Below are 24,294 nucleotides of genomic sequence, written 5' to 3' on the forward strand. Positions count from 1 at the left end.
CACAGGCTTGATTGTTTTAGCGGTTCGAAGCGGTCCCTGAAAGCCGTTGGCTACGCCTTGTTGCGGCGGTAGCGCATGAAACCGAGACAGCCGAGGCCGGCGAAGAGAAGCAGGAAGGTCGAGGGCTCGGGTACGGGGGGCGCCGAGGCTTCGAAGTTGATGTTGTAGGTGTCGATGGTCGGGGCGCCGGTGGCGTCCGTGTTGTAGAGGGAGATGCTCAGTCCGTCGAGCAGGCCGTCGAAACTCCCATTCCACCCGGAGCCCGTGGCCATGGCGATGGACAGCAGGCCCTGCTCGCCATAGACGTTTCCGCCGACACCCGCCATGGAGAGAAATTCATTCCAGAGCGGATCGGTGTAGCTGCCCCAGTAATTGCTCAGGGAGCTGTCGAAGAAGCGGAGCGCATTGGTGTCGTTCTGGCCCCCGATGGCCCACTGGTTCCATTGATCCGCCGTTTCCGAAAGGTTGGCGGAGAAATAGGGCTCGGTGTTGATGCGGTAGCCATACCAACTGCTTCCCGGGCTGTTTTCAAAGGGGGTGGTGTAGAAATGGAAATACCAATCCGGGGCGGATTCGACATGGGTAGTGGATTTTTTGGTCCAATAGCTCATCCCGGCCACATCGGCGAGCGTCACGGACCTGCCGAAGATGGTGGCGGCGTCAATGCCCCATTCCGCCTTGTAGGCCGAGTTGTCCGCAGCCCAGCTGCTGCCGGACACCTGCGGGAGGGGATAGTCGCCGTTCACGCCGAGCACCCCGGTGGCCTGATCCGCATACACGGTCATATTGTAGACCGCGGCCATCGCGAACGAGGACAGGGTCAGGAAGATGGCAAGGGTTAGAATTGCTGTCAGGAGCCGTTTCATACATCCCTCCAGATTGGGTCGAACTCGTGTATTAAATATTTGTTTGGATTAAGCACGAGTCATGCCGGACTGGAGCAACCGTAAATAAATCTATATGTTGGAATAGTGCTTTGAGATGGGCCTGCGTTGATTTGGTGAGAGAATGTAAAGAAATATTGGTATGTTGTCGGTTGCCCTTACATTCATACTACATTGGTCCGGAAAGAATGGCGGGCCTCCGGGGGGGCGTGTTGCGCCTCCTTGCCGACCAAGGAAGCCCCGCCTCCCGGTGAGGGGAGGGCGGGGCTTTTTTGTCGAGGCGTTATCTCCGAGCCGTCAGATGATGGTGTTGATGACCGCGCCCTTGGCGTAGGGGCCGAGGACATCGGTCTGGAAGTTGTAGCTTTGGGCCAGGCCGGCCTTGTCGGCCGTCGAGGTCCCGGGGTTCATGTAGTCCAGGGTTTTCGATACGAGCGACGCTTCGGCGGAAACCTTGTCCACCGGCGCGGGGCTCGGGCCGCTGTCGTTCATGTAGTCCAGGGTCTCGGAAACCACGGCCGCACCGAACGTTTGCTGATCGAACGGCGAGTAGCTTCCGAAGCCGCCGATTGCCATGGTCATACGCACCCTCCTGTCGTCAGGACGGAAATAACGCCTATCCGCCTTTTCGGCATTTTCCCGTATATCTTTAGGTCGAACCGGAAAAAATATTGCCCAATGAATACAATTGGGTGTATGGATGAATAACGGAGGGTTCCATGGACATCGAGATCAAGTGGGCGGTAGCCGCCATTCTCATCACCGTTCTGGTCGGCGTGGTGCTGCACCGCTGGCAGCGTCCGGTACTGCCCAGGTTGTACGTCTGGATCACGATAATCGGGACCCTGTTTGCGTCGTACTACATCCTGAACGTGTTTTTCGGGAGCGGCCGTACCGGGTGGCCGTGATGCGGCTTGGGAGGGGAGATGGATAAGACCCTGATGCTGGCCCTGGCCATGGCGGCCGGAGCGGGCGTGGCCGCGCTGCTCATCTGGAAGCTCAGGTCGCGCTGCGTGCCGTGAATGCTGACGTACGCAGCCATCGGCGCGGGAGCCGCCGTATTCTATCTTCTACAATATCTGTTCATGGACTAGGCCTTTTCCCAGTCCTTGACTTCGTCCCACAGGCCGTTCATCTCGTCCAGCCCCAGTTCGGCCAGGTCGAGGCCGCGCATCTCGGCCAGTTCCTCCATCTTGGCGAACCGGGCCAGGAATTTCTGGTTGGCGAAGTCGAGGGCCGCGTTGGCCTTGATGCCCTTGCGCCTGCCCAGTTCCACCAGGGTGAAGAGGTAGTCGCCGAACTCCTTTTCCGAGTCCTCGGCGTGGCCCGAGGCCATGGCCGCCTGCCATTCGTCCCATTCGCTCTTGAGGTGGGTCTCCACGTCCCGGTCCGATTCCCAGGTGAACCCGTTGCGGGCGGCCTTGGAGTTGATGCGGTACGCCTTGAGCATGGGCGGCAACCCCGAGGGCAGGGAGTCGAAGACCCGCTTGCGCCCGGTGCCCTTGTTCTCCTCGCGCTTGGTCTTTTCCCAGTTGTCCCACAGCTCGGTGATGTTGTCGAAATGCTTGTCCCCGAACACGTGCGGGTGTCGGCGGATCATCTTGGCCGCGCTGTAGTTGATGGAATCGGCCAGGGTGTGGGACCCGTCGCGCTCGTACAGGGTGGCCATGAACAGCAGAATGAACATGACGTCGCCCAGCTCCTCCATGGCCTCGTGCGGGTCGCCCGAGCGGATGCCCTCGATGAGTTCGAAGGCCTCTTCGGCCAGGTAGTCGCACAGGGTCAGCGGGGTCTGCTCCTTGTCCCAGGGGCAGCCGTCGGGCCCGATCAGGGTGTCTATGACCCCGAGCAACTCGCGCATGGCCCGGGACGGGGCGTCGTGTTTCGTTTCGCTCATGGCGAATCTCCTTCAGGAAAGGGAAAAGGGGTTGTGAAATCCGGGACTATTCGGCGTTTTCGCCGCTCCGGATGCCCAACGCGCTCTTGGCCGAGTCCAGGGCCTCGGGCAGGTCGACGTATTCGCCCATCTTGTCGACCATGTGCTGCGCCTTGGGCGCGATGTACGATTCGGCCAGGATATCGGACTGGGGCGCGAAGGTCTGGAGGAACATCAGCCCCACCAGGCAGATGAGCACGCCCTCGAGCAGGCCGAAGACGCCGCCCAGGGTGCGGTCTATCCAGCCGAGCAGGGATATCTCCAGCACGCTGCGGATCAGCTTGGTCACAAGCCAGACCACCACCAGGGTGCCGATGAAGATCAGCGAGTAGGACAGGGCGCTGACCGTGATGTCGCTGGAGATGTACATCTTGAGGTGCGGGGCCAGGGCCTCGTCGAAGCGTGAAGCCAGGTAAATGGCCAGGACCACGGCGATGAGCGACAGGACCTCTTGCACCAGGCCGCGGAAGAAACCGCGCAGGACGAAGAGGGCGACGATGCAGATGAGAATGATATCCAGAAAATTCATATAAATGCACCCATAAGCGGCTGAGGTGAACTTCCTCACAGAGCCCTAGCAAACTGAGGCCGAAATGTGAACCGCATTCGAGGTATATTTTTGTAATGGGCCGACCTGGTGAAATCCGGATCAGGGTTGTGTCCCTTGCCGAACTCGGCTACATGAACACCAATCGTCTGTCTTTTTCAAGGAGTCGTGAATGCAGGTCCACGAGACGGAGTTCCCCGGTCTGTTTATCCTGGTTCCCAAAGTATTTCAGGATGAACGGGGCTTTTTTCTGGAAAGCTACAACGCCGAACATTTCCGGGAAATCGGCATCGACTGCGGGTTCGTCCAGGACAATCACGCCTATTCCAAGGACGTCGGCGTGCTGCGCGGTTTTCATTTCCAAGTGCCGCCCGTGGCCCAGGCCAAACTGGTCTGGGTGACGCGGGGCGCGGTCCTGGACGTGGTCGTGGACCTGCGCAGGGGGTCGCCCACCTACGGGCAGACCGAGCACGTCATCCTCAGCGCCGCCAATTTCAAGCGCATGTTCATCCCCAAGGGATTCGGGCACGCGTATGTGACCATCATGCCGGACACGGAGTTCCAGTACAAGGTGGACGCGCCGTATTCGCCTGCCCACGAGGGCGGTCTCGCCTGGGACGACCCGGACATCGGCATGGACTGGCGGCCGGCCCTGCAGGGGCGGGAGCCGATCCTGTCGGAAAAGGACCGGCGGCAGCCCGGGCTGGCCGGGTTCGAATCCCCCTTTACCTTCGAGGATTGAAGCTCATGAGCCAAACCGAACCGGTCGCGCCGTCGTTTGCCGAGGATTGCCACGCCATCATCCTGGCGGGCGGGTCCGGCACCCGTCTGTGGCCGCTCTCCAGGAACCTGCTGCCCAAGCAGCTGCTGGTCCTGGGCGGCACGTCCACCCTGTTGCAGCAGACCGTGGCCCGCGTGCTCGAGGCGTTCCCGCCCGACCACGTCTGGGTGGTGACCAACGAGGAACACGTCTTCGAGGTGCGCAAGCAGGTGGCGGGGTTGGACCAGAGGCTGGAAGGGCAGGTCCTTTCCGAGCCGCTGGGCCGCAACACCCTGCCAGCCATCATGCTCGGCCTGGACAGGGTGGTGGAGGCCAACCCCAAGGCGCTGGCCGCCGTGTTTCCGTCCGATCACCTCGTCAGCGACGGCAAGGCGTGGGTCCGTGATCTGGCGCGCGCCTCGGAACTGGCCGTTCAGAAGCGGTTCGTGACCTTCGGCGTGCGCCCGGACAAACCCGAGACCGGCTACGGGTACATCGCCCTGGGCGAGGACCTCGGGGACAACGCCTTTGCGGTACAGGGTTTCGTGGAGAAGCCGGACTTTCTGACCGCGGACCGCTTCCTGCGCGAGGGCACCCATCTGTGGAACAGCGGCATGTTTCTGTTTTCGGCCAAGCATTTCCTGACCCAGGTGGCCCGCTGCGAGCCGGTCCTGTGGGACTGGTGGATGGCCCGGGAGGAGACGCCGCTGGTCCAGGGCTACCGCGACATCCCGGATATTTCAGTTGACTACGGCGTGGTCGAGAAGATCGACAACATCGTGGTGGTCAAGGCCGGGTTCGAATGGGACGACCTCGGCAGTTGGGAGGCCTTGTATAGGCTGGGCGACAAGGACGAGGACGGCAACGTGGTCCGGGGCGACGTCCTGGCCATGAACTGCGAGGGCTGCCTGCTCATCAGCGAGGGCGGCAAGCTGGCTGTGTCCGGCCTGAAGGACATGATCATGGTCCAGACGCGGGACGCCACCCTGGCCTGTCCCATGGAGCGCGTGCAGACCGTGCGCGACGTGGTCGCCGCCCTCAAGGCGCAGGGCAGCACGCTGGTGGAGAGCCATACCACGGTGTACCGCCCGTGGGGCAACTACACGGTGCTGGAGGAGGGGCCGCAGTACAAGATCAAGCGCATTCAGGTCACTCCCGGCGCGCGCCTGAGCTCGCAGATGCACCATCACCGCAGCGAACACTGGGTGGTGGTGGACGGCACGGCCGAGGTGGAGGTGGACAACGAGCCGCGCATCCTGGTGGAAAATCAGTCCGTGGATATCCCCAAGGCCTCACAGCACCGGCTGGCCAATCCCGGCAAGGTCCCGCTGGACATCATCGAGATACAGAGCGGGCCGTATCTGGAGGAGGACGACATCGTCCGTTTCGACGATGTCTACGGCAGGGCGCAGAAATAGGTTCCCGGTCGAATGTAGTTGGTTACCAATTGGAATGTATGCGGTTTTTCCTATTCGAGAGATCGTGAAAATTTTCATATTCTCTTGACACCAAAACGATTGGTGCCTTATGGAAACGTAGTTCAATTGGTGTGATTTTCACATTAACTTTAGAGTGATGGGGCGAGGTTATGGAGGAAAGAAAAGCATCAAAACGGTGTGGAGGGGTGTTCCCCTTTATCATCGGCTTCCTGGCTACCTGCGTCTTGGGGTGGGCTGTTATCCCCGGTCTGTTCTTCGAAAAGGAGGAACAACCCATTTGGTTCAGCCACGCCGTGCACGTGGACGGTCAGGGAATGGATTGCGAAAGCTGTCACTATTTCCGGGATGACGGCACCTATGCCGGTTTCCCGAGCAACGAAGTCTGCGCCGAATGTCACGCGGTCGATCCCGAGGAGGCCCTGGCGGCCATCGCCGAGGAAGGCATCGACCCGACCGACTACGACGCCGTCATGAAGGCCGGGATCGGCGCCATCGAGGACAATCTGGCTTCCTCGGATGACGACAAGATGCAGGCCGAACGCGAGTACGTGGTCAAGTATCTGATCCAGGGCAAGGAAGTTCCCTGGCTGAATTACCAGTACCAACCGGACAACGTCTACTTCTCTCATGCCTCGCACATGAGCCTCTCCATCGAGGACCTGGCGAGCCTGAAGAAGGAGCTGTCCGACGTGGTCGATCCCTCGGTCTTCGAGGGCGAGGCCCCCGAGCAGAACTGCAATCTCTGCCACCTGAAGGACATTCAGGCGAACGACGTGCCGCCGGCATTCGAGCGCAATATCCTGTCCGGGTACAGCAAGACCACCATGAAGATGTGGCAGTGCGAACGGTGTCACGCCCTGAAGGGCCAGCCCAACGCCTGCTACACCTGTCACAAGTAAAGGGGTACTGAGAATGAGCGTAGCACGCAGAACTTTTATTCAGTTGGGTGCGGGCGCCACCGTCGGTATTCTTTTTACTCCGACGGTCTGGAAAGCCCTTGATGATGTTTCCATCTGGACGCAGAACTGGCCCTGGATCCCCACGTTGAAATACGGGGCTCTGGATGCCAAACCCACCGTGTCCAAGATGTGCGAGTCCGGTTGCGCCGTAAAGGTCCGGACCGTTGCCGGTGAGGCCTTCGGCACCATGGGCAACGAAGACAACCCGATCTCGGGCGGCGGCATCTGCCCCCTGTGCGCCAACGGCGTCCAGGTCAAGAACAGCCCCAACCGGATCAAGGCCCCCATGCTGGACGGCCAGGAGATCACCTGGGAGAAAGCCCGGGAGGTCGTGGCCGAAAAGCTGGCCGCCGCCGGTTCCAAGGTCGCGGTCATCTCCGGCGACCAGACGGGCACGGCCAACGAGGTCTTCTCCGCGCTGCTGGCCGACAAGGGCAGCGATGCCTTTTATATGATGCCCTGCGACATGCAGGCGGCCGACAAGGCCTGGACCGGCCTGATGGGCGGCTCCGGCCAGATCGGCTACGACCTGGAAGGGGCCGACCTGGTCCTCCTGGCCGGGGCCGACGCCCTGGAATCCTGGGGACCGACGGTCGCCAACCTCAAGGCCTTCGCGGCCAACGAGTCCGGCAAGTTCATCTTCGCCGGTCCCATGCAGACCAAGACCGCTTCCGTGACCTCCAAGTGGGTCCCGGTCCCGGCCGAGGGCATGGCCGCCTTCACCCTGGGCATCGCCTACTATGTCCTGCAGGCCGGAAAGACCGTCAACACGGCGGACTTTAGCCAGTTCAAGGCCATGGTCATGAGCGAGTACACCCCGGCCAAGGTCGAGGCCGCCACCGGCGTCAAGGCCGACCAGATGGCCGCCCTGGCCAAGCAGCTGCTGACCGCCTCCAATCCGGTGGTCGTTCCCGCTGGCACGGTAGCGGCCCACGGCGCGGCGTTCGCGCTGAACCTGCTGCTCGGCGGCGCCATGAAGGCCCTGCCCGAGTTCGCCAAAGCCATCCCCGCCGCCATGAGCCGCTCCGAGATGCTCGAGGCGGACATCCTGGAAGGCGTGGACACCGAACTGCTGTTCGTCTACGAGGCCAACCCGGCCTACGCCCTGCCCGAAAAGATCAAGGCCGCCTTCACCGTGGCCTTCGACGTGGTCCAGACCGAGACCACGGCCACGGCCAACCTGGTCCTGCCGAGCCTGCATCCCTACGAGCGGTTCGACGACCTGGCCAGCCCCTACGGCCTGGCCGCGGCCACCTATTCCCTGGGTGCGCCGGTGAGCAAGCCGTCCGTGGACGCCGTTTCCGCCGCCACCTTCATCCTCAGCCTGGCCGACCTCGGCTTTGAAGCCTTCGAAGAGGTCCTCGGCGCCAAGGTGGAGGCCATCGGCGCGGACATGGACGCCCTGCAGGGCGGCGAGGCTTACGTGGTCGAGGGCGAAACCCCCGTGGCCGCAACCCTTGCCGCCAACGTGCTGGGCAAGGCCTCGGTTCCCGTCAAGGGCACCGGCGCCGTGGGACTGGCTCCCTACACCCTGCTCAACGTCGGCACCGCCAACCAGGCCACCACGCCCAACGCGCCGTGCACCATCAGCAACAACCAGCTGGTCGGCGACCACATGGTCGTGATGATGGGTTCGGCCACCGCCAAGCAGCTTGGCGTGTCCGTCGGGTCCAAGGTCAAGCTCTCCGGTGGGAAGGGCGAATGCGAAGCCCTGGTGCAGATCTTCGAAGGCGTCATGCCCGGCGTCGTGGCCGCTCCCCTGGGACTGGGCCATACCGTGGGCGACGAGTTCTCGAAGGGCAAGGGCGATAATGTCTACAAGATCCTCACGGTGAGCTCGGAGGCTGCCGCCGGCGCCTCCACATGGGCCGGTTCCACTGTGAACGTCGCCAAAATCTAGGGGGAACCGTCAATGCAAATGAAAGAATTCAAAATCAAGTGGGGCATGGTCATTGATATTGACAAATGCACCGGCTGCGGCGCCTGTATGGTCGGCTGCCAGGTGGAGAACAATATCGCTCCCATGACCAAGAGCGACCCCTATAACTACGTTCAGGCCCTGACCAAGCCGCGCGACGACGCGTCCAACAAGCTCAGGACCCTGACCTGGATGAACGTCTACGAACTGTCCAACGGCAAGGCCTTCCCGGAACACGAGACCGCCTACCTGCCGCGTCCCTGCATGCAGTGCGGCAGCCCGGCCTGCGTGCCCGTCTGCCCGGTCGTGGCCACGGACAAGAACGAGGAGGGCGGCATCGTCTCCCAGATCTACCCCCGCTGCATCGGGTGTAGATACTGCATGGCCGCCTGTCCCTACCATGCCCGGTACTTCAACTGGTGGGATCCCCTCTGGCCGGAAGGCATGGACAAGGGCTTGAGCCCGTCCACCTCCGTGCGTCCTCGCGGCGTGGTCGAGAAATGCAGCTTCTGCCACTCCCGCTACCTGGCGGCCAAGGACAAGGCCCGTATGGACGGCGAGGATCCGATGAACCTGCCCGACGGCGCGTACACCACGGCCTGCGCAGACATCTGCCCGACCAAGGCGATCACCTTCGGCGACCTGAACAATCCGGAGCACAAAGTGCATGAGCTCGCCAAGAGCCCGCACGCGTTCCGTCTGCTCGAGAAGCTGGGCCTGCACCCGCAGGTCTACTACATGTCCGAGCGCGAATGGGTCCGCAAGCAGGGCGACAACTACAACGCCGATGCCGGCGGACACCAATAGGAGGCTGAACAATGGATAGCAAACTCTTCCCGGAAGGGGTGCAGCGCTGCTCTTTCGGCAAGTTCCTGATTTGGACAGCCGTCATTCTGGCCTTCTTCCTGTGGGGCCTCTACGCAGCCGTGCTCGTTCTGTACAATGGAATCGGCACCACCGGCCTGGACAACTACTTCGGGTTCGGTGCCTGGATCACCTTCGACCTGGCCGTGATCGCCCTGGGCGCCGGTGCGTTCTTCACCGGGCTGCTCAAGTACATCCTCAAGATCAAACAGCTTGAGAAGATCATCAACCTGACCGTGGTCGTGGGCTTCATCTGCTACTCCGGCGCCATGTTGGTCCTGACGCTCGACATCGGGCAGCCCGGCCGCGCGTGGTTCGGCTACTGGCATCCGAACGTCCACTCCATGCTGACCGAAGTTATCTTCTGCATCACCTGCTACTGCACCGTTCTGATCATCGAGTTCGTCCCGCTGGTCCTGGAGCAGAAGCAGCTGAACAAGATTCCCTTCATCCACGCTTTAGCCCACAACATGCACGTGAACATGGCGCTGTTCGCCGGTATCGGCGCGTTCCTGTCCACCTTCCACCAGGGTTCCCTGGGCGGCATGTACGGCGTCCTGATCGGTCGTCCCTTCGCCTTCCGCGAGGGCTTCTTCATCTGGCCGTGGACCTTCTTCCTGTTCGTCCTCTCCGCCGTGGGTTCCGGGCCGGTCTTCACCGTCCTGGTCGCCACCTTCATGGAGAAGCTGACCGGCAAGAAGCTCGTGGACTTCAAGACCAAGGCCCTCATGGGCAAGATCGCCGGCACCATGCTGACCGTCTACATGTTCTTCAAGATCCTGGACACCTGGGCGTGGGCCACCGGCTACCTGCCTTCCGTGGGCCTGACCTTCGACGAGATGTTCTACGGCTTGGTCTACGGCAAGTGGCTGCTCTACACCGAGATCGTCCTGTGCGGCGTGGTCCCGGCCATCATGCTGATCACCCCGTCCATGCGCAACCGTCCGGCCTTGCTGTACACGGCCGCCATCCTGGACTGCATCGGCGTATCCGTGAACCGGTACATCTTCACTGTCCAGACCATCGCCTTCCCGGCCATGCCGTTCGATTCCTGGCAGGTCTACGCCCCCAACTGGGTGGAGTACGCCTCCTCGATCATGATCGTGGCCTACGGCTTCCTGGTCCTGTCCCTGGTGTACCGCTATCTGCCGCTGTTCCCGCAGGAACGCGAATTGAACTAGGTTCGCCATCCCATCATCAACAAGAGACCGCTCCCCGGAGCGGTCTTTTTTTTGTATTCTGGCCACGGGGATAATCGCTGTTTGCTAGATGATGGAAAAGGGCGTATTCATTGTGCAATGGGACGTTCCTGGCCGTATGGCCGGGAACGCTGAGACACCTATCACCCGAGGAGTGGGGCCATGAGGGCGAGTGCCGGGGGGATATTTACTGCGGTGTTGTTGGCTTGGGCGGTATTGCTGTCCGCTTGCGGCGAGCCGCCGCGCGAGGAACGGAAACAATCCGCGGACGGGTCGGCGCAGGGTAACACGGTGCGGCAGGCGGATCCCGACGCCGCCTCCCCCGAGGCTCCGGCCCCCGTCCGCTCGGACGGGGAGCCGACCTTCGTGACCATCGGCACCGGCGGCATCACCGGGGTCTACTACCCCACGGGCGGGGCCATCGCCAACATGGTCAATCTCAAGCGCGACAAGTACAACATTCGGGCCACGGTGGAGGCCACGGGCGGGTCCGTGTTCAACATCAACGCGGTCATCGCCGGGGACCTCCAGTTCGGCATCGCCCAGGCGGACCGCCAGTTCCAGGCTGTTCACGGCATCGCCGAATGGAAGGAACGGGGGCCGCAGGAAAATCTGCGGGCCGTGTTCTCCCTGCACCCGGAGACCGTGACCCTGGTGGCCGGGGAGGACTCCGGCATCCGGGACATCCGCGACCTCAAAGGCAAGCGGGTCAACATCGGCAATCCCGGTTCGGGCCAGCACCAGAACTCCCTGGACGCCTTGAGCGCGGCCGGGCTGGAGCTCTCCGACATCAAGGCGGTCGAGGTCAAGGCCTCGGAGGCCATCGGGATGCTCGAGGCGGGCACCCTGGACGCCTTCTTCTATACCGTGGGGCACCCGTCGGCGGCCATCCTGAAGGCCACCCGGGGCAAGCGCAAGGTGCGCTTCGTGCCCATCGTCGGGGTGGACACCCTGTTCGTCCTGCATCCCTACTACGTGCCGTCGCGCATCGACATGAAGTATTATCCCGGCGCGGCCAACGGGGGAGAGGACGTGGAGAGCTTCGGGGTCAAGGCCACACTGGTCACCTCGACCGAAGTTCCTGACCGGGTGGTCTACGCCGTGACCCGGGAGGTCTTCGAGAACTTCGAGGCTTTCAAGGCGCAGCAGCCCGCCTTTGCCGGATTGACGAAAAAGAGCATGTTCCAGGGGCTTTCCGCACCGATCCATCAGGGGGCGTCGCGCTACTTCCGCGAGGCGGACCTGCAATAGCGGCGGGGCAGGGGCGGGAACCCCTGTCCGGGCTATCCGGCTGAAATCCGAAACGATCGAAAACACTCCCCGACAGACGCCCGAACGGGGACTCGCGGGAACCGATTTCGCCTCGAAAATCGACACGAAAGCGTCTGCGGCCGGGAGTTGACAAACTTGTATTTTTCCCCGGACGCCTTGACTTTATTTCAATTTCGGACAATATTTTTTGTCTGTGACTGGGGCTCTACCGGTCTGTCTTGGCACGTGGCGGATTGGACGGGCTTTTTTATCTTTTCATTTTCACATTCAGGTTCGGAGACAACTGCAAATGGCAATGATTGAGGTGCAGAAACTGCACAAATGGTATGGCGATTTTCACGTTCTGCAGGGAATCACCGAATCCGTGAACAAGGGCGAGGTGCTGGTCATCTGCGGCCCGTCCGGGTCCGGCAAGTCCACCTTCATTCGCTGTATCAACCGGCTCGAGGAATACCAGAAGGGGCAGATCCTGTTCGACGGCAAGAACATCCTGGACAAGGATGTCAATATCAACGATCTGCGGGCCGAGATCGGCATCGTATTCCAGCAGTTCAATCTCTATCCCCACCTGTCGGTGCTGCGCAACGTCACCCTGGCCCCGACCAAGGTCAAGAACATGCCCAAGGACCAGGCCGAGGAGATCGCCCTGCGCCTGCTCGAGCGGGTGGGCATCCACGACCAGGCCCACAAGTACCCGGCCGAGCTCTCCGGCGGCCAGCAGCAGCGCGTGGCCATCGCCCGCTCCCTGGCCATGAAGCCCAAGGTCATGCTCTTCGACGAGCCCACCTCGGCGCTGGACCCGGAGATGATCAACGAGGTGCTCAACGTCATGAAGGACCTGGCGCGCGAGGGCATGACCATGCTCTGCGTGACCCACGAGATGGGCTTTGCCCGCGAAGTGGCCGACCGGGTCCTGTTCATGGACGGCGGCGTGGTCGTGGAGCAGGCCGCGCCCGACGAATTTTTCCGCAATCCCCAAAACGAGCGCACGAAGAACTTCCTGAAGGAAATTCTTTAATCGGCATAAACTGGAATCTCTAGAGAGAGGAGGATTCATGAAACGTTTGGTACTGATTCTGGCACTGGTCCTGTCCTTCGCGTTCGCGGCCAACGCCGCTTTCGCCGGCAAGATCGAGGACATCAAGGCCAAGGGCGTGCTGGTTTGCGGCGTCAAGGACTCCGTCAACCTGTTCGGCTTCGTCGATCCCAACACCAAGGAGCTGGTCGGCTTCGACGTGGATATCTGCAAGTACATCGCCGACAAACTGGGCGTGAAGCCCGAGTTCAAGGTCGTCACCTCCAAGAACCGCATCCCCATGCTGGCCCAGGGCTCCGTCGATATCCTGGCCGCCACCATGACCCACAAGTTCTCCCGTGACGAGCAGATCGACTTCTCCATCACCTATTTCATGGACGGCCAGAAGCTGCTGGTCGAAAAGGGCTCCGGCATCGCCTCCACCGACGATCTGGCCAACAAGAAGGTCGGCACCGTCAAGGGCTCCACTTCCGAGAAGAACATCAAGGCCGCACAGCCCAAGGCCCAGGTCATCTCCTATGACGAGTACCCGCAGGCCTTCATGGCGCTGAAGCAGGGCAAGGTCAAGGCCGTGACCACCGACTCCGGCATCCTGGCCGGTCTCAAGGCCGGTGACGACAACCCCGAGAAGTGGGAAATCGTCGGCGCCTTCTTCTCCTCCGAGCCTTACGGTCTCGGCGTCCCGCAGAACGACTCCGCGTTCCGCGACTTCGTCAACAAGAGCCTCAACGAGATGTGGCTCGACGGCACCTACCAGAAGCTCTTCAAGAAGTGGATGGGTTACGACCTGCCCGCCGGCTGGGAGATGGAACTCTGGCCCATGTAAGGCTGATTTAGCCCGATTCACCGGGAGCGCCTATGGCGCTCCCGGTTTTTGCAGCAACTTCAACCGACGGATTTCATTTTGGATTATACTTTTCATTGGGCCAGGATGTTCACGGGCGAACCCGCCCAGTGGATGTGGGAGGGGTTCTGCACGACCATGCAGATCTCGACGATCTCACTGATCTGCGCCATGATTCTCGGCGTCGTCATCTGTGTCCTGCGCATGACCCCGTTCAAGCCCTTCCAGTGGTTCAGCCTCGCCTTCACCGAATTTTTTCGCAACACGCCGCTGCTGGTGCAGATTTTCTTCTGGTACAATGCGTCGCACTTCATTATTCCCAAGGTCATCAACGACTGGATGAACGACCTCTATTACTGGTTCCCGGGGCCGTTCACCCTGTTCGGACACCAGTTCGTCGGCGAGTGGATGCTCTTCAACGTGGAGCTGTTCATGGGCATCATCGCCCTGACAGTGTATACCTCGGCCTTCATCGCCGAAGAGATCCGGGCGGGCATCTTCTCCATTCCCAAGAACCAGCTCGAAGCGTCCCGCGCCGTGGGCCTCTCCTTCCTGCAGGGCTACCGTTACGTGATCCTTCCCCAGGCGTTGCGCATCGTGATTCCACCGCTCATTTCCCAGGCCTTGAACCTGATCAAGAACTCGTCCCTGGTCATGGTCCTGGGCGTCACCGACCTCATGTACCAGGCCACCCAGATCGAGTCCTATCACGCCATGCCGTTCGAGGCCTTCACCGTTGCCCTGCTGATCTACCTGGCGATCTCCCTGGTCGTCTCGTTTTGCATCACCATGTACAACAAGCACTTCATGATCCAGGTCATGTACTAGGGAGGGCTTGTCATGCATTGGGATATCGCACTCGGCAACCTGGACTATTTCCTCTACGGGACAACGACCCTCGACTGGCACTTTCCCTTTATTCACAGCCCCGAAGGGCTGGTGGCCAGCGTCATCCTGGCCTTCTTCGGCATTTTCGGCGCCTTCTGGATCGGCATGGCCGCAGGGCTCATGCGCATGTCCAAGCGCTGGTGGGTCAAGATCCCTGCGGTCTGCTACATCGAAGTCATCCGCGGCATGCCTCTGCTGCTGCTCATCTTCTGGTTCTACTACCTGGCCCCGGTTATCACCGGGCAGACCATGCCCGCCTTCACCACGACCATGTTCTGTTTCATGGTCTTCACCGGGGCGTACGTGGGCGAGATCGTCCGCGCGGGCGTCAAGGCGTTGCCCAGGGGCCAGATGGAGGCCGCCCGATCCACCGGTTTGTCCCATGTGCAGGCCATGAAGCTGGTCATCCTGCCCCAGGCCCTGCGCAACATGATCCCGTCCTTCGTCAACCAGTTCGTCTCTCTGACCAAGGATACATCCCTGGCCGCCATCCTCGGCGTCATCGAACTGACCCGCACCGGCATCCAGGTGGACAACCGCGAGATGGTCGCCTCCTTCGAGATCTGGATCACCATCGCCTGCCTGTACTTCCTGATCTGCTACATCCTGACCTCCTACAGCCGCCGGCTGGAGGCCCAGTTGTCGCGCTATCAGGCCCGGGACCGCTAGGAGACCGGAGCGGGCAGGCCCGCGAAAGTCTATTGCAACAAGTCGAAACGGTCCGGAAAACGAGTGAAAACTGTTCCGGACCGTTTCGTTTTTCCGGAAAAAACAAATGGGGAAATGATGAAAACGCGTACCGGGAGGGTGCCGTCTTGTCCGAAATAACCTTCCAGAGCTTCCAAAAACCCGAGGAAATCGAGGCCGAATCCTTCCGGATCATCGACTCCGAGGTGCCCGAACCGCGTCCTTTCGAGGGTGCGCAATGGGAGATCGTCCGCCGAATGATTCACACCACGGCGGATTTCGAGATGCTTTCCCTGGCCCGCTTTCACGCAAAGGCCGTGGAAAACGGGCTGAACGCCCTGAAAAACGGGGCCGTGATCGTCACCGACACCGAGATGGCCCGGCGCGGCATGCCCGTGCGCAGGCTCGATCCACTGGGCTGCGCCGTGCACTGCCTGATGAACGACCCGCGCGTGGTCGAGCGCGCCAAGGCCGAGGGAATCACCCGGGCCAAGGCGGCCGTGGACGTGGCCGTGGCCGAGCTCTCCCCCGATATATGGGTGGTCGGCAACGCGCCCACCGCGCTCATCCGGCTGGTGGAGCACGTGGATAACGGCGCGGCAACCCCGGCGCTCGTGGTCGGCATGCCCGTCGGTTTCGTGAACGCGGCCGAGTCCAAGGCGCTGCTCATGAGCCGGGACATCCCGTACATCTCGGTGGAAGGGCGCAAGGGCGGCAGCGCCCTGGCCGCTTCGGTGGTCAACGCCCTGGCCGTGCTCGCCGCCTGATTTCCGGTTTTTTCCGCCGCAAAAATGCGCTCGAAGGGGATTCCTTCGGGCGCATTTCGCGTTTTTACGCCATCGGTTTTTGAAAGGGGGAAATCAATTTTTTGAAATCATTGGACACGACGGAAATTCCTGTTAGAAAATCAACTGGGTACCACAATGAAGCGGTGCCCCGAGAGATTTTTCCGTTTCGCTCAGGTTTGGTTTGAGGAATTTTAGCCCCCCCTGGAAGGAGCCATGTCCCGTAAGAACAAAGGCAAGAACAAGGTGACCGTTTACCCGGACTGGTGCAAAGGCTGCGGCATTTGCGTCGAGTTCTGTCCGGGCAAGGTCCTGGGCCTGAGCCTGCAAGGCAAGGCCGTGGTGGAGCGCGAGGAAGACTGTATCCGGTGCGGGTTCTGCGAACTGCACTGCCCGGATTTCGCCATCGTGGTCAGTGACAAGGAACCCATGGAAAACGGGCTGTCCGACAAGGACGCCGAAACCGCGCCGCCCAAGAAGAAGGCCGGGAAGGGGGCTTGAGAGACATGCCCAGACCTAAGAAACGCACCGAGATCTTCGCGCTCGGCAACGAGGCCGTCGTCGAGGGCGCGCTGTTGGCGGGATGCACCTTTTTCGGCGGGTATCCCATCACCCCGTCCTCGGAGATCATGGAGATCATGGCCAACCGCCTGCCTCATATGGAGAACGGCGTGTTCATGCAGATGGAGGACGAAATCGCCAGCATGGGCGCGGTCATCGGCGCGTCTCTGACCGGACGCAAGGCCATGACCGCCACCTCCGGCCCCGGCTTTTCACTGATGCAGGAGAACCTGGGCTACGCCGTCATGGCCGAGACCCCCATGGTCCTGGTCAACGTCATGCGCGGCGGGCCGTCCACCGGGCTGCCCACCAGCCCGGCCCAGGGCGACGTGCAGCAGGCCCGCTGGGGCACCCACGGCGATCATCCGATAATTGTTTTGTCCGCCTCCAACGTGCAGGAGTGTCTGGATATGACCATCACGGCCTTCAACATGGCCGAGAAATACCGCACCCCGGTCATCCTGCTTCTGGACGAGGTCACTTCCCACACCCGCGAGAAGATCGAGCTGCCCAACGAGAACGAGTACGAGGTCTTTTCGCGCACCGTGCCCAGCATGCCGCCCGAGTGGTACAAGCCCTACGAGGAGACCGTGCGCGGCGTGCCGCCCATGCCGCCCATCGGCTCGGGCTACCGCTTTCACGTCACCGGCCTGACCCACGACCGCAACGGGTTCCCGACCCAGCGGCCCGAGGAGGTGGTCGATCTCATGGACCGCATCCACCGCAAGATCGACCAGTTCTTCTACGACATCCAGCTGGTGGAGGAGATCATGACCGACGACTGCGACGTCTGCGTCATCGCCTACGGCTCGGTGGCGCGGTCCGCCGAGCTGGCCGTGCAGCAGGCCCGCAGCAACGGCGTCAAGGCAGGGCTGCTCAAGCTCATGACCCTGTTCCCGTACCCACGCAGGCAGACGGAAAAGATCCTGGCCCACGCCAAGACCCTGGTGGTCCCGGAAATGAACATGGGGCAGATGTCCCGCGAGGTGAAGCGCGTCAACATGGGCCACGCCGCGGTCAGGACCATCAACCGCGTGGACGGCCAGATCGTCACTCCCTCGGAAATCCTCAAGGTCATCATGCAGGGGTAGCCCAATGAGCAACATCACCGGAAACGAAATCATCCATCAATACCTGAGGCACAACAAGAAGTTCCCGCACGTGCTCTGCGCGGGCTGCGGGCACGGCATTGTGCTCGGCACCCTGATCCGCTCCATCCACGCGCTCGGCATCCCCAAGGACGACGTGGTGGTGGTCGCGGGCATCGGCTGCTCCGGCAGGCTGGCCGTGTACGTGGACTTCAACACCGTGCACACCACCCACGGCCGGGCGCTCAGCTTCGCCACGGGCATCAAGATGTCCAACCCCAAGCTGCACGTCATCGCGCTCATGGGCGACGGCGACGCCCTGTCCATCGGCGGCAACCACCTGATCCACGCCGCCCGGCGCAACATCGGGGTCACGGCCATGATCCTGAACAACAACATCTACGGCATGACCGGCGGCCAGTCCTCACCGGCCACGCCCGAAGGCTCGACCACCATGACCAATCCCTACGGCCAGCTGGACCACAGCTTCGACACCGTGGAACTGGCCAAGGGCGCGGGCGCCAACTACGTGGCTCGCGGCACGGTCTTCCACGTCAACCGGCTGGAAAAGATCATGATGGAGGCTCTGGAGCGGCCCGGCTTCTCCCTGGTGGAGGCCATCACCCCGTGCCACACCCAGTTCGGGCGCAAGAACAAGTACAAGTCCCCGGTGGACATGTACAAGTGGCTCAAGTCCACGGCCATCCCCGTGGAACGCTACAACGAACTGCCCGAGGCCAAGCGCGCGGACCGCATGCCCATCGGCGTGTTCGTGGATCGCGGCAGGCCCGGCTATGAGGAGTTGTATTACGCCCGCCAGGAACACTTCCTCGCCCAAGGTGCAAAAGGGGGCAAGTAGATGAAAGCGCAACAGCAACTCGACCGTTTCGAAATCCGCTTCTCCGGCCTCGGCGGCCAGGGCATCATCACGCTGGGCAAGATCATGGGCCAGGGGCTGGCGCTCGGCCACGGCTACAACGTGACCCAGACCCAGAGCTACGGCCCCGAGGCGCGCGGCGGGTCCAGCAAGTGCGACCTGGTCATCAGCTCCTCCCGAATCAGCTACCCCAAGGCCGAATCCCTGGACCTGCTCGTGGCCCTGTCCCAGGAGGCGTGCAACGCCTACTACCCGTATCTCAAGAAGGGCGGTATCCTGGTCATCGAATCCGATCTGGTCAAGCAGCCGCCCACCAACCAGTATCTCGGCCTGCCGTTCACCGCCCTGGCCAAGGACAAGGTCGGCATCGTCCAGGCCATGAACACCGTGGTCCTGGGCGCGCTCTCCTGCCTGCTGCCGTTCATCAACCAGTCCACCATGCGCAAGAGCCTGGAATCCGTGCTCCCGCCCAAGATTCGGGCCGTCAACACCAAGGCCTTCAACCTCGGCCACCGGCTGGCCAAGAAGGAATGGGGCGAGGACGCGGGCGGGGTCTGGCGCGTCGAAGACGGTGGAGAAATCGACTGAGTCGGGCCTGTATCATATGTCTAAAAAAAGGGGACGCCGTCGTACGGCGTCCCCTTTTCGCGTCTTCGGCGGCCCGGTAAGAGGAAGGGACCCGGGATGTCTCGTCAGCCTTTGTTCGAGGTGGCCCGTTTTTTCAGCGTTCCGAGGCGGGCTCGAACGGTGAGCGACATGGGGCGCAGTGCGGATTTGATGCGTCGACGGATCGTATGGAAGGTGGAGCGTTTGTCGATCTCCTTGGCAATGGGCGGAGCGCCCCAGCGGTCGAGTTCCGACTGGATCGCGGCGTCGTCTTTGCGGAGCATGGCCAGAAACAGCGGGAGGCCCTTGGGGTTGATGCCGAGGCCGAAGGTGTCTTCCGTAAACGGTTCTTCGGCGAGATTGTCGAACAGCGCCAGGCCGTGACGGATTATCTTGTCCCTGTCCGGCGAGGGCTGTCGGCCGATGCGGGGCATGACCTGCAGGATGTCGCGGAAATAGTTTTCATTGATGTATTTGACCAGGGGGCCGGGTTGTCCCGCGTTGATGAGTATATTCCTGGCCTCGACGTAATGGGGCATTATATCGTCGGTGTATATCTCCACGGTCGTGGGTGTCGATTTGTGCTCCTGGCGGAAATAATAAAACTGCTCGGCGACCTGAGAAAAAGAGGCGACCTTGGTCAGGGCCATGTACATATAGAGGACATCCTGCCCCATCCTGTAGGGGAAATGCGGGAAGGCGTTCTTTTGGACGAATTCGGTGTTGAAAATCCACCGCCACATGACCTTGCTCTTCCAGTAACGTTGGGCGTCCCGGAAGAGGAGGTTCGATGCCTCGGGATGCGGAAAGTAATTGCGCGTGTTGAGGGTCTTGTCCGAAAAAACGATGGCGTTTCCGCAGACCATGTCCACCTTGTCCGCTTCGGCCTTGTCCACCAGGGTCTTGAACGCCTTCCTGGAAAGGACGTCGTCCGCATCGAGGAAGTGCATGTATTTCTTGCGCGCCAGCTCCTGGCCCCGGGCCCGGGTGATGCCGGCCCCGGCGTTGTCCTGGTGGATGGAGCGCACCCGCGAGTCGAGCTTGGCGTAACGGTCCATAACCTCGCCCGTCCCGTCGGTCGATCCGTCGTTGATGACGATGACCTCGAGGTCGGAATAGGTCTGGTCGAGACAGGATTCAATCGTTTCCGCAAGCCAGTCTTCGACATTGTAGGCCGGAATGATCACGCTGAGGCCGGAGTCCATCGCATCCTCTTCTGTTGACGTTATACGGTTGGAATACAATCGTCGTCCCTGTGCCGGACTAGCGGAGCTGAGGTGGGAGGACGTCCCTATATTGGGCGGGCTTATTTGTATATGGCGCCGCCGTCGAGTCAAGCAAAGAATGCCGGGGCAAAGGGTAACGGAGTCAAACGGATAAGCCGTGTCCCGCGCCGCCTTTCAGGGCCGGTCTGCCGGTGTGGGGCTTTGCATGCGCCCGGAGGACCGGCGGAATACCCGCAACTATGCTCCGGGTATGGGGGGCGCTGCCCGTTCTTGTCAGCGTAAGCGGACAAAGTCGGCCACCGCCGTTGTCGGATGCCGGATTCCTCGGAAAACGCGCGGTTCAGTCGTTGAACGAGGTCTTGACCGTGGGGACCAGGCCTTCGTCCCGGGCGTTGAGCTGGGGGAGCATCTCGCGGACGCTGTCGGTGATGGGCAGGGTCCAGTTGTACGCCGAGACCACGGTGGAGTCGACCAGGCGGACGATGCGGGCGGTCATGTACACGTACTGGTCGGCGATGACGTAGGAGCCGACCAGTTTGGCGGACCGGGGCGGCAGCTCGCGGGACGAGCCCGCCAGCCCGGCGGCCTTGTCGTAGTCGGCCGCGACCACGCCCGAGGCGTAGGTGAAGTCCGTGGCGTTGGGCACGCCCTCGGTGATGCGCACGCCGTGCTGGACCAGGCGGTCGGCCACCTGTTGGGACATGGTCGGGCCGAAGACCGATTTGTCGCCGGGGTCGTTCTGGTTGGTGAAGGGCGAGACGAACACGGCGGAGTTGGGCGTCAGCTCGTTGCTGCCCACATTGGAGTAGAGCACGTCGGCGGCCCGGTTGTTGAGCTCGATGATCGGGATGGACGCGGTGTCGTGGTAGGAGCGGGCCGTGGGCGTGGTGTCGAACACGTAGTTGAACGTGTCCGAGGTGGTCTCCTTGGTGTCTTCCCACATGCGGTTGCCGCACCCCTGCGAAAAGAGCAGAAGGGTCGCCGTCAGTATGCTCAAGGCCGCTTTTTTCATATTCGTTGCCGTCCCGGTCGCTGTTTAGCCGTGTCGATGCCTGGGGGTACCCCGAAGGCTATTCGGCAGTTTCGGGCATTTCCTTTAGGATGGAGCGCAGGAGTTTGACCATGGCCGTGGAGGATTTCTCGGCCTGGGCGATAACCTGCTCCAGGGAGGCCTCCTGCATGCAGTCGGGCAGATTCTTGTTGGTCAGGCAGGACAGGCCGAGGATGCGGATGCCCATGTGGTGGGCGGCGATGGCCTCCATGCAGGTGGACATGCCGATGGCGTCCGCGCCCATGGCCCGGTACATGCGGGTCTCGGCCGGAGTCTCCATGTTCGGGCCCATGATCTGCATGAACACGCCGCGTTCCAGGCGGATGCCGAGCTCCAGCGCCTTTTGCACCGCGAGGGCGCGCAGGGCCGGGTCGTAGACCGCGCACATGTCCGGGAAGCGGTCGCCCCATGCGTCGATGTTCTCGCCGCGCAGGGGGGTCAGCCCGGTCAGGTTGATGTGGTCCTCGATGAGCATGGGGCAGCCCACCTCGAAGGACGGGTTGAGCGCGCCCACCGCGTTGGTCAGCACCAGCGTTTTGATGCCCAGCTCGCCGAGCACGCGGATGTTGTGGGTGACCTCCTGCGGAGTAAATCCCTCGTAGAGGTGGAACCGGCCGTCCAGGGCCAGGACAGGGACGCCCTCAATGGTCCCGGAAATGAGGCGGCCCGCGTGGCTCTTGACCGAGGAGACCGGAAACTCGGGGATGTCGCCGTAGGGGATGACGACCGGGTTTTCGATGGCCGAGGTCAGGGGACCCAGACCCGTACCCGTTATAAATGCCACGGTACCGGGTTGAATTTTGTCTAGCTTTTCATGTATGTATGCGGCAGAATGTTGTATCTTCCTATGGTATTCCATGTGGACTCCTTATGTTTTGGGCGCGACGCCGGGCAGGGGAGAGGGTTTTTAAGCAACGGACCGATCAGACTCGTGAAGGATAGGCGCGCTTTATGGATATCGTGACACTACTTGGTCTCGCCGTGGGATTGTCGCTCATCACCGGGGCCATTATCCTTGGTGGAGCGGTCGACGTTTTCATCAATGTTCCCGGCATGATGATTGTTATCGGCGGTACGCTCGCCTCCATCCTGGTGGCCTTCCCGTTCGAAGAGATCATACAGTCCTTCAAGGCCGCGTTCAAGATGTTCGTCGGGCGCAAGAGCCGCACCCGCGACGTGGTCAACATCATGGTCAAGGTGGCCGAGATCAGCCGCCGCGAGGGGCTCATCGCCCTGGAGAACGTCCAGACCGAGAACATGGTCCTCAAGAAATCCTGCCAGCTCATCGCGGACAATGCGGACCCGGCGCTCATCCGTTCCACCCTGTCCATCGAGATCAACTCCATGCGCCGCCGCCACCAGGTGGCCCAGGACGTGTTCAAGCGGCTGGCCGCCCTGGCTCCGTCCTTCGGAATGATGGGCACGCTCATCGGCCTGGTCCAGATGCTCTCCCAGTTGGACGATCCCAAGTCCATCGGCCCGGCAATGGCCGTGGCCATCCTGACGACCTTCTACGGGTCGGCCATGTCCACGCTCTTCTTCATTCCCATTGCGGCCAAGCTCAAGGCCCGCACCCTGCAGGAACAGCTGCACCTGGAGGTCATCTTCGAGGGGGCCAAGTCCATCCTTGAGAACAACAACCCTCGGTTGGTCTATGAGAAGCTGTCGTCCTTCCTGGCCCCGGTCGAGCGGGAGACCCAGCGATGAGCAGCGAATATGACGACGACCTGTTGCTCGACTTCAGCGAAGACGAGGGCGACGACAACGAGTGGTTGACCACCTTCGCCGACCTGTCCATGTTGCTTCTGGTCTTTTTCATACTCCTCTATTCCATGTCCACCATCGACACGCAGAAGTTTTCGGACACCTTTTCTTCGGTGACCCAGGCCCTGCAGGGCAAGATGGACAAGATTTCCACCAGCCGGATCACCCGGGAAGAGGCCGGGGTGCTGATCGACCAGGCCATGATGCGGCGTCAGATCATCGAGTCCCAGCGCAAGGTCTTTGCCGAGGTCAAGACCCTGCAGACCAAGAAGGGCGTGGAGGGGCTGGTCAGCGCCAACTTCGAGGATGGGATCATCACCCTGCGGGTGCCCGGGGACGTCATGTTCCAGTCCGGCCAGGTGGGGCTCACGCCCAAGGGCGTGGAACTGGTCAACGACCTCAAGGACTTTTTCATCAAGCACAAGGACCAGAACATCAAGATCGTCGGGTACACCGACAACGTTCGGCCGAGCGGCAACTCGCGTTTCAAGGACAACTGGGAGATTTCGGCCATGCGCGCGGTCAACGTGCTGCGCGAACTGCTCAAGATGGGCCTGGAATCCACCCGGCTGACGGCCACGGGGCTGGCCTATCTCAACCCGCTGTACCCGAACACCTCCGCGGAGTATCGGGCCAAGAACCGGCGGGTGGAGTTCATCCTGGAAAAGCGGGTATCCGGCAAATAGCCTTCGGGCGGAGACAAGGGATCCTTTGGGGGATTTATGGATTTCAACATACAGTTGCCCGACGAAGAGGAACGCCTGCGCAAGGCCTTCCGCACCAAGGTTCCGGGGTTGACCGCGCGGTTCCCCGGCCTGGACGTCGTCCATGAGGTGTCCGACCTCAGCGCCACCGGCTTCGCGGTCATCGACAAGAGCGGCCGTTTCTCCGAAAAGGAGAACTACGAGGTGGAGCTGCTGATCAAGAACAGGCTGTTCCTCGGCGGAGCCCGGGCCGTGTGCATGCGCGTGCACGACAACGGCATCGTCGGGCTGAATTTCGTGGACCTGGACCGGCAGCGGCAGATCAAGCTCGACAAGCTGGTTCTCGAGGTGCAGAAAAGACTCATCGCCCTGCGCAAGAAAAAGCGCGAGCAAGGCTGA

The 24,294-nt window shown here is 61.6% G+C and carries 27 protein-coding genes; 20 read left to right on the forward strand and 7 right to left on the reverse strand.

Annotated features, from left to right (window positions below):
• Positions 1-50 precede the first annotated feature (50 nt).
• Complete coding sequence (locus ACR42D_RS07230; protein ID WP_484566154.1) at positions 51-866, reverse strand: PEP-CTERM sorting domain-containing protein; 816 nt, start codon at positions 864-866, stop codon at positions 51-53.
• Between the two features lie 315 nt (positions 867-1,181).
• Positions 1,182-1,466, reverse strand: a complete 285-nt coding sequence (locus tag ACR42D_RS07235) for a hypothetical protein (protein ID WP_484566155.1) — start codon at positions 1,464-1,466, stop codon at positions 1,182-1,184.
• A gap of 137 nt (positions 1,467-1,603) precedes the next feature.
• On the opposite strand from ACR42D_RS07235, the gene ACR42D_RS07240 reads away from it, so the two are divergent.
• On the forward strand, positions 1,604-1,792 hold the full coding sequence (locus ACR42D_RS07240; protein WP_484566156.1) for a hypothetical protein: 189 nt from the start codon (positions 1,604-1,606) through the stop codon (positions 1,790-1,792).
• 182 nt (positions 1,793-1,974) lie between these two features.
• Here ACR42D_RS07240 and mazG read toward each other — a convergent pair whose 3' ends face one another.
• Both mazG and ACR42D_RS07250 read right to left on the reverse strand, forming a co-directional pair.
• Entirely contained in the window at positions 1,975-2,781 is an 807-nt protein-coding gene (mazG, locus tag ACR42D_RS07245) for a nucleoside triphosphate pyrophosphohydrolase (RefSeq protein WP_484566157.1), read from the reverse strand.
• A gap of 46 nt (positions 2,782-2,827) precedes the next feature.
• Positions 2,828-3,349, reverse strand: a complete 522-nt coding sequence (locus ACR42D_RS07250; protein ID WP_484566158.1) for a CvpA family protein — start codon at positions 3,347-3,349, stop codon at positions 2,828-2,830.
• Between the two features lie 190 nt (positions 3,350-3,539).
• Between ACR42D_RS07250 and rfbC the strand changes: the two genes are divergently transcribed.
• The 16 genes from rfbC to ACR42D_RS07330 all read left to right on the forward strand — a co-directional run bounded on the left by rfbC (position 3,540) and on the right by ACR42D_RS07330 (position 19,132).
• On the forward strand, positions 3,540-4,109 hold the full coding sequence (gene rfbC, locus ACR42D_RS07255) for a dTDP-4-dehydrorhamnose 3,5-epimerase (RefSeq protein WP_484566159.1): 570 nt from the start codon (positions 3,540-3,542) through the stop codon (positions 4,107-4,109).
• A gap of 5 nt (positions 4,110-4,114) precedes the next feature.
• Positions 4,115-5,545, forward strand: a complete 1,431-nt coding sequence (locus tag ACR42D_RS07260; RefSeq protein WP_484566160.1) for a mannose-1-phosphate guanylyltransferase/mannose-6-phosphate isomerase — start codon at positions 4,115-4,117, stop codon at positions 5,543-5,545.
• Between the two features lie 170 nt (positions 5,546-5,715).
• Entirely contained in the window at positions 5,716-6,465 is a 750-nt protein-coding gene (locus ACR42D_RS07265; protein ID WP_484566161.1) for a cytochrome c3 family protein, read from the forward strand.
• A gap of 13 nt (positions 6,466-6,478) precedes the next feature.
• Positions 6,479-8,425: a menaquinone reductase molybdopterin-binding-like subunit QrcB gene (gene qrcB / locus ACR42D_RS07270; protein ID WP_484566162.1), complete on the forward strand. Its 1,947-nt coding sequence runs from the start codon at positions 6,479-6,481 to the stop codon at positions 8,423-8,425.
• Positions 8,426-8,437: 12 nt separating this feature from the next.
• Positions 8,438-9,250 carry a menaquinone reductase iron-sulfur cluster-binding subunit QrcC gene (gene qrcC, locus ACR42D_RS07275; protein WP_484566163.1) on the forward strand — a complete coding sequence of 271 codons (813 nt, stop codon included), beginning with the start codon at positions 8,438-8,440 and terminating at the stop codon, positions 9,248-9,250.
• Positions 9,251-9,261: 11 nt separating this feature from the next.
• Positions 9,262-10,488: a menaquinone reductase integral membrane subunit QrcD gene (gene qrcD, locus ACR42D_RS07280; protein WP_484566164.1), complete on the forward strand. Its 1,227-nt coding sequence runs from the start codon at positions 9,262-9,264 to the stop codon at positions 10,486-10,488.
• A gap of 180 nt (positions 10,489-10,668) precedes the next feature.
• Complete coding sequence (locus tag ACR42D_RS07285; RefSeq protein WP_484566165.1) at positions 10,669-11,757, forward strand: TAXI family TRAP transporter solute-binding subunit; 1,089 nt, start codon at positions 10,669-10,671, stop codon at positions 11,755-11,757.
• 310 nt (positions 11,758-12,067) lie between these two features.
• The gene (locus tag ACR42D_RS07290) at positions 12,068-12,796 is read left to right on the forward strand and encodes an amino acid ABC transporter ATP-binding protein (protein WP_484566166.1); all 729 of its coding nucleotides are present in this window, start codon (positions 12,068-12,070) and stop codon (positions 12,794-12,796) included.
• 37 nt (positions 12,797-12,833) lie between these two features.
• On the forward strand, positions 12,834-13,640 hold the full coding sequence (locus tag ACR42D_RS07295; RefSeq protein ID WP_484566167.1) for an ABC transporter substrate-binding protein: 807 nt from the start codon (positions 12,834-12,836) through the stop codon (positions 13,638-13,640).
• 78 nt (positions 13,641-13,718) lie between these two features.
• On the forward strand, positions 13,719-14,486 hold the full coding sequence (locus ACR42D_RS07300) for an amino acid ABC transporter permease (RefSeq protein ID WP_484566168.1): 768 nt from the start codon (positions 13,719-13,721) through the stop codon (positions 14,484-14,486).
• A gap of 12 nt (positions 14,487-14,498) precedes the next feature.
• A complete protein-coding gene (locus ACR42D_RS07305; protein ID WP_484566169.1) occupies positions 14,499-15,215 on the forward strand; it encodes an amino acid ABC transporter permease in 717 nt (238 codons plus the stop codon).
• Positions 15,216-15,361: 146 nt separating this feature from the next.
• A complete protein-coding gene (locus tag ACR42D_RS07310; protein ID WP_484566170.1) occupies positions 15,362-16,000 on the forward strand; it encodes a precorrin-8X methylmutase in 639 nt (212 codons plus the stop codon).
• Positions 16,001-16,234: 234 nt separating this feature from the next.
• Positions 16,235-16,519 carry a 4Fe-4S dicluster domain-containing protein gene (locus ACR42D_RS07315; RefSeq protein WP_484566171.1) on the forward strand — a complete coding sequence of 95 codons (285 nt, stop codon included), beginning with the start codon at positions 16,235-16,237 and terminating at the stop codon, positions 16,517-16,519.
• Between the two features lie 5 nt (positions 16,520-16,524).
• Positions 16,525-17,670 carry a 2-oxoacid:acceptor oxidoreductase subunit alpha gene (locus ACR42D_RS07320; protein WP_484566172.1) on the forward strand — a complete coding sequence of 382 codons (1,146 nt, stop codon included), beginning with the start codon at positions 16,525-16,527 and terminating at the stop codon, positions 17,668-17,670.
• 4 nt (positions 17,671-17,674) lie between these two features.
• Positions 17,675-18,526 carry a 2-oxoacid:ferredoxin oxidoreductase subunit beta gene (locus ACR42D_RS07325; RefSeq protein WP_484566173.1) on the forward strand — a complete coding sequence of 284 codons (852 nt, stop codon included), beginning with the start codon at positions 17,675-17,677 and terminating at the stop codon, positions 18,524-18,526.
• Complete coding sequence (locus tag ACR42D_RS07330; RefSeq protein ID WP_484566174.1) at positions 18,527-19,132, forward strand: 2-oxoacid:acceptor oxidoreductase family protein; 606 nt, start codon at positions 18,527-18,529, stop codon at positions 19,130-19,132.
• A 104-nt stretch (positions 19,133-19,236) separates the two neighbouring features.
• Here ACR42D_RS07330 and ACR42D_RS07335 read toward each other — a convergent pair whose 3' ends face one another.
• The 3 genes from ACR42D_RS07335 to ACR42D_RS07345 form a co-directional block, all read right to left on the reverse strand.
• The gene (locus ACR42D_RS07335) at positions 19,237-20,355 is read right to left on the reverse strand and encodes a glycosyltransferase family 2 protein (protein ID WP_484566175.1); all 1,119 of its coding nucleotides are present in this window, start codon (positions 20,353-20,355) and stop codon (positions 19,237-19,239) included.
• 361 nt (positions 20,356-20,716) lie between these two features.
• A complete protein-coding gene (locus ACR42D_RS07340) occupies positions 20,717-21,388 on the reverse strand; it encodes a FlgO family outer membrane protein (protein WP_484566176.1) in 672 nt (223 codons plus the stop codon).
• A 58-nt stretch (positions 21,389-21,446) separates the two neighbouring features.
• Positions 21,447-22,286 carry a purine-nucleoside phosphorylase gene (locus ACR42D_RS07345; RefSeq protein WP_484566177.1) on the reverse strand — a complete coding sequence of 280 codons (840 nt, stop codon included), beginning with the start codon at positions 22,284-22,286 and terminating at the stop codon, positions 21,447-21,449.
• 92 nt (positions 22,287-22,378) lie between these two features.
• On the opposite strand from ACR42D_RS07345, the gene ACR42D_RS07350 reads away from it, so the two are divergent.
• Genes ACR42D_RS07350 through ACR42D_RS07360 form a run of 3 tightly spaced genes read left to right on the forward strand, consistent with a single transcriptional unit; the run spans position 22,379 to position 24,294 of the window.
• Entirely contained in the window at positions 22,379-23,134 is a 756-nt protein-coding gene (locus tag ACR42D_RS07350) for a motility protein A (RefSeq protein ID WP_484566178.1), read from the forward strand.
• Positions 23,131-23,877, forward strand: coding sequence for an OmpA/MotB family protein (locus tag ACR42D_RS07355; protein WP_484566179.1), 747 nt, complete (start codon positions 23,131-23,133; stop codon positions 23,875-23,877). Before ACR42D_RS07350 ends, ACR42D_RS07355 begins: the two co-directional genes overlap by 4 nt.
• A 36-nt stretch (positions 23,878-23,913) precedes the next feature.
• The gene (locus ACR42D_RS07360; protein WP_484566180.1) at positions 23,914-24,294 is read left to right on the forward strand and encodes a PilZ domain-containing protein; all 381 of its coding nucleotides are present in this window, start codon (positions 23,914-23,916) and stop codon (positions 24,292-24,294) included.

The organism is Pseudodesulfovibrio sp. lm2024, from assembly GCF_051175575.1.
In the GTDB taxonomy this organism is placed as follows: domain Bacteria; phylum Desulfobacterota; class Desulfovibrionia; order Desulfovibrionales; family Desulfovibrionaceae; genus Pseudodesulfovibrio; species Pseudodesulfovibrio caledoniensis.

Bases quoted from the DNA above. Each gene is read 5' to 3' on its own strand.
- ACR42D_RS07355 (WP_484566179.1), top strand. From the start codon at position 23,131: ATGAGCAGCGAATATGACGACGACCTGTTGCTCGACTTCAGCGAAGAC.
- ACR42D_RS07265 (WP_484566161.1), top strand. From the start codon at position 5,716: ATGGAGGAAAGAAAAGCATCAAAACGGTGTGGAGGGGTGTTCCCCTTT.
- ACR42D_RS07350 (WP_484566178.1), top strand. From the start codon at position 22,379: ATGGATATCGTGACACTACTTGGTCTCGCCGTGGGATTGTCGCTCATC.
- ACR42D_RS07305 (WP_484566169.1), top strand. From the start codon at position 14,499: ATGCATTGGGATATCGCACTCGGCAACCTGGACTATTTCCTCTACGGG.
- ACR42D_RS07260 (WP_484566160.1), top strand. From the start codon at position 4,115: ATGAGCCAAACCGAACCGGTCGCGCCGTCGTTTGCCGAGGATTGCCAC.
- ACR42D_RS07340 (WP_484566176.1), bottom strand. From the start codon at position 21,388: ATGAAAAAAGCGGCCTTGAGCATACTGACGGCGACCCTTCTGCTCTTT.
- ACR42D_RS07250 (WP_484566158.1), bottom strand. From the start codon at position 3,349: ATGAATTTTCTGGATATCATTCTCATCTGCATCGTCGCCCTCTTCGTC.
- ACR42D_RS07360 (WP_484566180.1), top strand. From the start codon at position 23,914: ATGGATTTCAACATACAGTTGCCCGACGAAGAGGAACGCCTGCGCAAG.
- ACR42D_RS07240 (WP_484566156.1), top strand. From the start codon at position 1,604: ATGGACATCGAGATCAAGTGGGCGGTAGCCGCCATTCTCATCACCGTT.
- rfbC (WP_484566159.1), top strand. From the start codon at position 3,540: ATGCAGGTCCACGAGACGGAGTTCCCCGGTCTGTTTATCCTGGTTCCC.
- ACR42D_RS07290 (WP_484566166.1), top strand. From the start codon at position 12,068: ATGGCAATGATTGAGGTGCAGAAACTGCACAAATGGTATGGCGATTTT.
- mazG (WP_484566157.1), bottom strand. From the start codon at position 2,781: ATGAGCGAAACGAAACACGACGCCCCGTCCCGGGCCATGCGCGAGTTG.
- ACR42D_RS07295 (WP_484566167.1), top strand. From the start codon at position 12,834: ATGAAACGTTTGGTACTGATTCTGGCACTGGTCCTGTCCTTCGCGTTC.
- ACR42D_RS07230 (WP_484566154.1), bottom strand. From the start codon at position 866: ATGAAACGGCTCCTGACAGCAATTCTAACCCTTGCCATCTTCCTGACC.
- ACR42D_RS07315 (WP_484566171.1), top strand. From the start codon at position 16,235: ATGTCCCGTAAGAACAAAGGCAAGAACAAGGTGACCGTTTACCCGGAC.
- qrcD (WP_484566164.1), top strand. From the start codon at position 9,262: ATGGATAGCAAACTCTTCCCGGAAGGGGTGCAGCGCTGCTCTTTCGGC.
- qrcB (WP_484566162.1), top strand. From the start codon at position 6,479: ATGAGCGTAGCACGCAGAACTTTTATTCAGTTGGGTGCGGGCGCCACC.
- qrcC (WP_484566163.1), top strand. From the start codon at position 8,438: ATGCAAATGAAAGAATTCAAAATCAAGTGGGGCATGGTCATTGATATT.
- ACR42D_RS07330 (WP_484566174.1), top strand. From the start codon at position 18,527: ATGAAAGCGCAACAGCAACTCGACCGTTTCGAAATCCGCTTCTCCGGC.
- ACR42D_RS07345 (WP_484566177.1), bottom strand. From the start codon at position 22,286: ATGGAATACCATAGGAAGATACAACATTCTGCCGCATACATACATGAA.
- ACR42D_RS07335 (WP_484566175.1), bottom strand. From the start codon at position 20,355: ATGGACTCCGGCCTCAGCGTGATCATTCCGGCCTACAATGTCGAAGAC.
- ACR42D_RS07285 (WP_484566165.1), top strand. From the start codon at position 10,669: ATGAGGGCGAGTGCCGGGGGGATATTTACTGCGGTGTTGTTGGCTTGG.
- ACR42D_RS07235 (WP_484566155.1), bottom strand. From the start codon at position 1,466: ATGACCATGGCAATCGGCGGCTTCGGAAGCTACTCGCCGTTCGATCAG.
- ACR42D_RS07320 (WP_484566172.1), top strand. From the start codon at position 16,525: ATGCCCAGACCTAAGAAACGCACCGAGATCTTCGCGCTCGGCAACGAG.
- ACR42D_RS07325 (WP_484566173.1), top strand. From the start codon at position 17,675: ATGAGCAACATCACCGGAAACGAAATCATCCATCAATACCTGAGGCAC.